The sequence below is a fragment of the Oerskovia sp. USHLN155 genome, from assembly GCF_037145535.1.
Taxonomy (GTDB): Bacteria; Actinomycetota; Actinomycetes; order Actinomycetales; family Cellulomonadaceae; genus Oerskovia; species Oerskovia rustica.
In genome coordinates, this window is record NZ_JBBCXG010000007.1 from 308,798 (window position 1) to 314,895 (window position 6,098).

General features: G+C 74.2%; 5 protein-coding genes and 1 pseudogene. 4 read left to right on the forward strand and 2 right to left on the reverse strand.

Going from position 1 to position 6,098, the window contains the following annotated elements:
* The first annotated feature begins 84 nt into the window (after positions 1-84).
* A complete protein-coding gene (locus WFH32_RS12500) occupies positions 85-840 on the forward strand; it encodes a hypothetical protein (protein ID WP_336707676.1) in 756 nt (251 codons plus the stop codon).
* A gap of 92 nt (positions 841-932) precedes the next feature.
* Here the strand turns inward: WFH32_RS12500 and WFH32_RS12505 are convergent, their stop codons facing one another.
* Positions 933-1,763: a hypothetical protein gene (locus tag WFH32_RS12505; protein ID WP_336707678.1), complete on the reverse strand. Its 831-nt coding sequence runs from the start codon at positions 1,761-1,763 to the stop codon at positions 933-935.
* The gene (locus tag WFH32_RS12510) at positions 1,760-3,469 is read right to left on the reverse strand and encodes a PspC domain-containing protein (RefSeq protein WP_225228483.1); all 1,710 of its coding nucleotides are present in this window, start codon (positions 3,467-3,469) and stop codon (positions 1,760-1,762) included. The genes WFH32_RS12505 and WFH32_RS12510 overlap by 4 nt, the downstream gene beginning before the upstream one ends.
* Positions 3,470-3,626: 157 nt before the next feature.
* Between WFH32_RS12510 and WFH32_RS12515 the strand changes: the two genes are divergently transcribed.
* The 3 genes and pseudogenes from WFH32_RS12515 to WFH32_RS12525 all read left to right on the forward strand — a co-directional run.
* Positions 3,627-5,141 carry an ATP-binding protein gene (locus tag WFH32_RS12515; protein ID WP_191798312.1) on the forward strand — a complete coding sequence of 505 codons (1,515 nt, stop codon included), beginning with the start codon at positions 3,627-3,629 and terminating at the stop codon, positions 5,139-5,141.
* 74 nt (positions 5,142-5,215) lie between these two features.
* Entirely contained in the window at positions 5,216-5,830 is a 615-nt protein-coding gene (locus tag WFH32_RS12520; protein ID WP_206053360.1) for a LuxR C-terminal-related transcriptional regulator, read from the forward strand.
* 158 nt (positions 5,831-5,988) lie between these two features.
* A pseudogene (locus tag WFH32_RS12525) lies at positions 5,989-6,098 on the forward strand (ferredoxin); the annotation flags it as partial.

A 6,098-nucleotide genomic window follows, 5' to 3' on the forward strand; every position in this document is an offset into this window, starting at 1 on the left:
GAGTGATCGGACCGTTCGTCCGGCGGAAACGACGAATCGTCGCTACGTTGACATCAAAGAATCGGCTCGGGGAGGGATATCGCAATGTCCAGCACTGTCACGGTTCGGCCGGCGAAGGGCGTAGGGGTCATCGGGATCCTCACCGTCATCGCCGGGATCGTCATGATCATCGCGGGCGGCGTCACGTGGGGAGTCGTCACCTCGCAGCTGTCCGCCGAGGACATCACGGTGTCGGACGACGCGGACTTCCTCGCGGGACGCCACGTCAACGGTCCGCTCACCGCCTACGCCCAGGCGGAGGTCATCAACAAGCACGCGCTCGAGATCAGCGACGGCCAGACCTACGCCGAGCTCCCGCAGGACGACGAGCGCCGGGCCACGGTCATGAACGCCTCGTTCCTGCGCGCGTCGCTGTTCACCTCGGTCGTCGCCTACGGCGTCGCGGCCCTGGTCATCGGCCTGGGCATCCTGTTCATCCTCATCGGGATCGCGCTCCGGCGGATCGCGAGCGGTCCGGCCGTCGCGGTCGAGACCGCAGGCGGGTACTCCTCGGACGGCAACCTGTCGGCGGCCCCGGTCCCGGCGACGCACACCCCGGCCCACGCCGCGCCCGCGGCGCCGGTCACGCCCGCACCGGTGACTCCGGCTCCCACGACCCCGCCGGTCACGCCGCCGACCCGCACGTCCACCCACGCGGCCCCCGTCGAGGAGCCCAAGAGCCCGGGCGTCCCGACGACGCACACCGACCCGCTCGTGGAGCCCAAGAGCCCGGGCGTCCCGCCCACCGGGACGGACACGCCTCCGGCCACGCCCCCCGCCGGGGACCCGCCCCCGCGCTGAGGTACTGATCCAGGCGCACGACGGCGGCGCACCGGGGCCCCGGACCCGGGCGCCGCCGGCGGGGTCACCACGTCTGCACCGGCGTGCCGGGCTCAGCGCCGGGCGCGCTCGCGGGCGCTGCGGCGGCTGCTCGACACGATCGAGCTCACCACGAGCACCAGGCCCGCGACGCTCAGCAGGGCGATGAGCGCGAGGTCGAGGTCGTACGTCGCGCCGAGAGCCAGCGCGAGGATGCCGGCCCCGACGGCCACGATGACGAACCCCCACACGACCGTCCCGACCCGCAGCCCGCGATTGCGCGGGTCGTCGCCCAGAGCGGGGTCGGTCGGCGCCTGAGCCCTCTGCTGCGCGGTGGCGTTCCACTGCGCGGCGGGGTCGACCGCGGGGGTCGGTGCGGGAGCCGGTGCGGGAGTCGGCGACGGGGCCGAGACCGAGACCGGCTCGGGGTCGACCGGCGCGTCCTGCACCGGGTATGCCTGCGTGTGCGTCGGGGCGGGCTCGCCGGCCGGCAGCGTGCCGGTGGGCAAGGCCTGGGTGGGCAGAGCCTGGGCCGGGGGAGCGACCGGCAGGACGAGCGTGGGGTCAGCGACCGGCAGCGCCTGGGTCGGCTCGCCCCGGAAGATCTCGTCCGCGAGGTCGTCCTCGTGCGCCAGGCCGTCCTGCGCAGGGCCGGCCTCGATGATCTGCGTCGCGTCGGGGTCGTCACCCGCCGACGTCGCGGCGTCGGTCTCGGGAAGCGTCTCGTCGGTGTCCTCGGGCGACTCGCCCTCCCCGGGGGCCGCGTCGTCGGCGTCCTCCTCGTAGCGCCCGTCCTCGGTGGCCTCGCCCGGCGTGACGGGCATCTCGATCGTGGGGTCGACCGGCGGGAGGGCCTGGGTCTCGCGCGCGTCGTCGGACTCGTAGGGGTTCTTCTCGGTGGTCATGATTCCTCCCGGATGGTCACGTCGCCGGCGGAGACGTCGACCTCGAGCAGGAGCACGGGGCCGGCGCCGTCGGAGACGGAGTCGGTGACGAAGGTGTGCGGGCGGGTGTTGACGCCGTTGATGGAGCGGCGCTCGCCGTCGACCGTCCAGGTCGCGTTGCCGGCGAGGACGCGGACCTCGGCCTCGACGGGGGTGCCGGCGGGGACGATCACGGTGAGGTCCCCGGCGCTCAGGTCGATCGGGACGACGACCGGGTCCTCCCCGACGGTGCTCAGGTCGAGCTGGCTGAGGTCGACCACCGGGTTGCCGAACGTGAAGGCGAAGCCGTTCTCGGCGTCCTGGACCGAGGTCACGGTGTACGTGGCGTCGGAGACGCGGGCCGTGAGGTCGGCGTCGAAGCGCTCGACGCTGTTCAGGCCGGCGATCGGCAGCGCGACGATGGTCGCGACGATCGCGAGGCCTCCCAGGGCGCCGCTCGTCCGGCCGCGCAGGCCGGAGACGATGACGCCGAGCCCGAGCAGGACGATCGTCGCGCCGATCCAGGTGTAGAAGAACGGCACGTCGATCACGGCGCGACGCTCGAGGAGCATGAGGACCGCGGCGCCCAGGAGGCTCACGCCGAGGGTGATCCCCACGACCGCCGTCCCGGGGCCTCGCGGACGCCGGGCCGCGCGGGCACGCTGTTCCTCGGCGCGACGCTGGCGCTCGGTCTCGCGCTCGGCGCGGCGACGGGCGTGGTCGTGGGCGCGGGCTGCCTGCTGCGCGGCGGCCTGCTGGGCCGCGTAGGCCTGGGGCGGGACCGGTCGCTGGGCCGGGTAGCCCTGCGGCGGCACCGGCGCGGAGGCGGTGTACACGGGGCCCGACGGCGCCGCGGGGGTCGCAGGGTACGCCGCAGCGGGTGCGGGCTGGGGGCCGGGGGCAGGTGCTCCGTACGGCGGGCGCGGCTGCTGCCAGCCCTGCGGGGGCTGGCCCTGCTGGCCGGGGGCGCCGGTGAAGGGCTGCGCGGGGTAGGGCTGCCTCGGCGGCACGGGGCCACCCGGGTGCTGGGCATTCTGAGCGCTCGCCCGGTTCGCCGCGTACCTGCGGTAGTCGCTGCGCCGGTTGACGACCAGGACGATCACGACGATCACGGCCGCAGTCCACAGCAGGCCGTTGAGCCACTCGAGCCCGGCGAAGTGCCACCAGGAGAGCCAGCCGTTGTTCCAGCTCAGGCCGACGATCGTGGTGGCCGCAGCACCGAGCATGGCCACGTCGAAGTCGCCGCGGATCGCCTGCTGGAGGTGGATGCGCCCGTCGCGGGACTCGGGGAGTAGGGCCCACGCGAGCCCGTACAGGACGAGGCCGGCGCCGGTGAGGAACACCGAGACGACGAGGATGCCGCGCACGATCAGGGGGTCGATCCCGAACCGGTCGGCGACGCCGCCCGCGACGCCCCCGACCCAGCGGTCCTCGGACCGGGAGATGCCGATGCGCCGCACGGTGTCGAAGAAGCCGTCCATGCCGCTGGACTGGCCGTCCGGCTGGGCGCTCGACGGGCCGGGCGGCTGGTTCGGCGTGCCGCCGGGGGCCCCCGGCTGTCCGGGCACGGGCTGGCCGGGGCCGCCCGGTGTGCTCGTCGCGGAGGGAGGCCCGGCGTGCTGCTGGGGCGCTCCGGTCGGTGCGGAGCTCCCGGCCGGGGGTTCTGGGGAGGTGTCCTCGGTGCTCATGGCTCAAGCCTGGCCCGGGAGGCGGTCCCAGGGGTATCGGGTGATCCCCTGATCCGACCCTGATCCTCCGGACGGTCGACCCTGAACTTTCGCCTCGGGAGCGGACGAACGGGGCGTTCCGGCCGGTGGAGCGGTCCGGGCGTGTGACCATCAGAGAGTGACACCGACAGAGCGACCAGCCAGGAGACTTCCCCTCCGGCGCCCCGAGCAGGGGCGCTGGGTCGGTGGCGTGTGCCGTGGCCTCTCGCTGCACCTCGACCTTCCGGTGGGCGCGGTACGCCTCGTGCTCGCGCTGATGGCGCTCGCGGGCGGCGCAGGCATCGTGCTGTACGTCTTCCTCTGGGTCACGGTCCCCGCGGGCGACCCGGCGCAGGTGGCCGACGAGGAGCGTCCCGCGTCGCTGCGCCGCATCGCTCCGCGGCTCCAGGGCCGGGTGCGCAAGCTGCCGGTGCGCGACGTCGCGATCGGTGTGGTCCTGCTGAGCGGGGCGGCGGTGCTCCTGGCGTCGCGAGCCGGCGTGAACATCGAGGTCTCCTGGGTCCTGCCCGTCCTCATCGCGCTCGCCGGCACGGCGCTGGCCTGGTCCCAGCTCGACGCCGCGCAGCGGGGTCGGTGGCTGTCGAGGGCGGGAGGACGCACCCCGGCCGGGGTGGTGCGGCTCGCGGGCGGCCTCTTCCTGGTGCTCGTGGGGGTGCTGCTCCTGGTGGGGCAGGACTCCACGGCCTCGGACATGGTCCGGGCGACGGTCGCGTCGGTGGCGGTCCTCGCGGGCGCGGCGATCGTGCTCGCGCCGTGGTGGCTGCGCCTCGTGCGTGAGCTGGGCGACGAGAGGGCCGCCCGTGCCCGGGAGGCCGAGCGGGCCGACATCGCGGCCCACCTGCACGACTCGGTCCTCCAGACCCTCGCCCTCATCCGGTCGAGCGCGGCCGACGCCGACACGGTCGCGCGGCTCGCGCGTGCGCAGGAACGTGAGCTCCGGGAGTGGTTGTACAACGACCGGCCTGCTCCTGGTACATCGCTTGCGGCAGAGCTCCGGACGCTCGTCGGAGAGGTCGAGGACCGGCAGAGCTGGCGGCTCGCGGCGGGGGCCGCGGCGGCGGCCGGGGTCAGCGCGGCGGGAACCGTCGGGGACGGCGGCTCGGCGGGGACGGCGGCCGTGGTCGTCGACGTCGTCGTCGTGGGGGACTGCGTCCCGTCCGACGAGACGACCGCCCTCCTCCAGGCCACGCGTGAGGCGCTCGTCAACGCCGTGGCCCACGGACGACCGCCCGTCTCGGTCTACCTCGAGGTCTCGGACGACGCCGTCGAGGTGTTCGTCCGTGACCGCGGGGACGGGTTCGAGATGAAGGACATCGCCCAGGACCGCTTCGGGGTGCGGGAGTCGATCATCGGCCGCGTCACGCGCAAGGGCGGGAGCGCCGAGGTCGTCTCGCGGCCGGGCTGGGGCACCGAGGTACGGCTCAAGGTGCACCGAGCCGCCGAGAGCGCAGCCCCGCCAGCCGCCGAGACTGCGGAGGGAACGACGTCCGGACCTAGGATGCCCGTGGAGCCCGACGCGGGTGCGACGCCGGCCGGGCCCGAGAGGCCGTCGCCGCGGACCGCGCAGGGCCCGGAGCCGGTCCCCGTGCCGCGCCCCGGACAGCCCGCCCGAACGACCCAGGAGCGAACGTGACCACCATCCCCAGCCCCGCGCAGAGCTCGCTCCCGGGGGCGCCGGTCCCGGTCGTCCTCGTCGACGACCACCACATGTTCCGGGCGGGAGTGCGGGCCAGCCTGGACGGACGGGTCGACATCGTCGGGGAGGCCGACAGCGTCGACGGCGCGGTCGAGGCGATCCGCACCCTGCGCCCACCGGTCGTGCTGCTCGACGTGCACCTGCCGGGAGGCAACGGAGGCGGTGGGGCAGAGGTCATCACGCGGTGCTCGGACCTTCTGGGGTCCACACGGTTCCTCGCGCTGTCCGTGTCCGACGCGGCCGAGGACGTCGTGGCGGTGATCCGCGCGGGTGCCCGGGGCTACGTGACCAAGGCGATCTCCGGACCCGACCTGGCGGGGGCAGTGGTGCAGGTCGCGAGCGGTGACGCCGTCTTCTCGCCGCGCCTCGCGGGCTTCGTGCTCGACGCCTTCGGGACCGGCCAGGCGGACGTGGCCGTGGCCGACGACGAGCTCGACCGGCTCTCGGCCCGAGAGCAGGAGGTCATGCGCCTCATCGCCCGCGGCTACGCGTATCGCGAGGTCGCCTCGGAGCTCTTCATCTCCGTCAAGACGGTCGAGACCCACGTGTCCTCGGTCCTCCGCAAGCTCCAGCTCTCGTCGCGGCACGAGCTCACGCGCTGGGCCGCCGCGCGACGGCTCCTGTAGGCCCGGCGCCGCGCGGGCCGCGAGGGCCTCGACCGCCTGTCAACCGCGAGATGTCGCCGTATTGCCAGGTGAGAAGCAGGGTTCCCGTGCCCCGCCGGAGCGATAGCCTGGAGGCAGCCGGTGAAGCCCTCCGGCCCCGACGAAAAGGAACCTCCGCCGTGACGTACGTGATTGCTCAGCCTTGTGTGGACGTGAAGGACAAGGCGTGCATCGAGGAGTGTCCGGTGGACTGCATCTATGAGGGCAAGCGGTCGTTGTACATCCATCC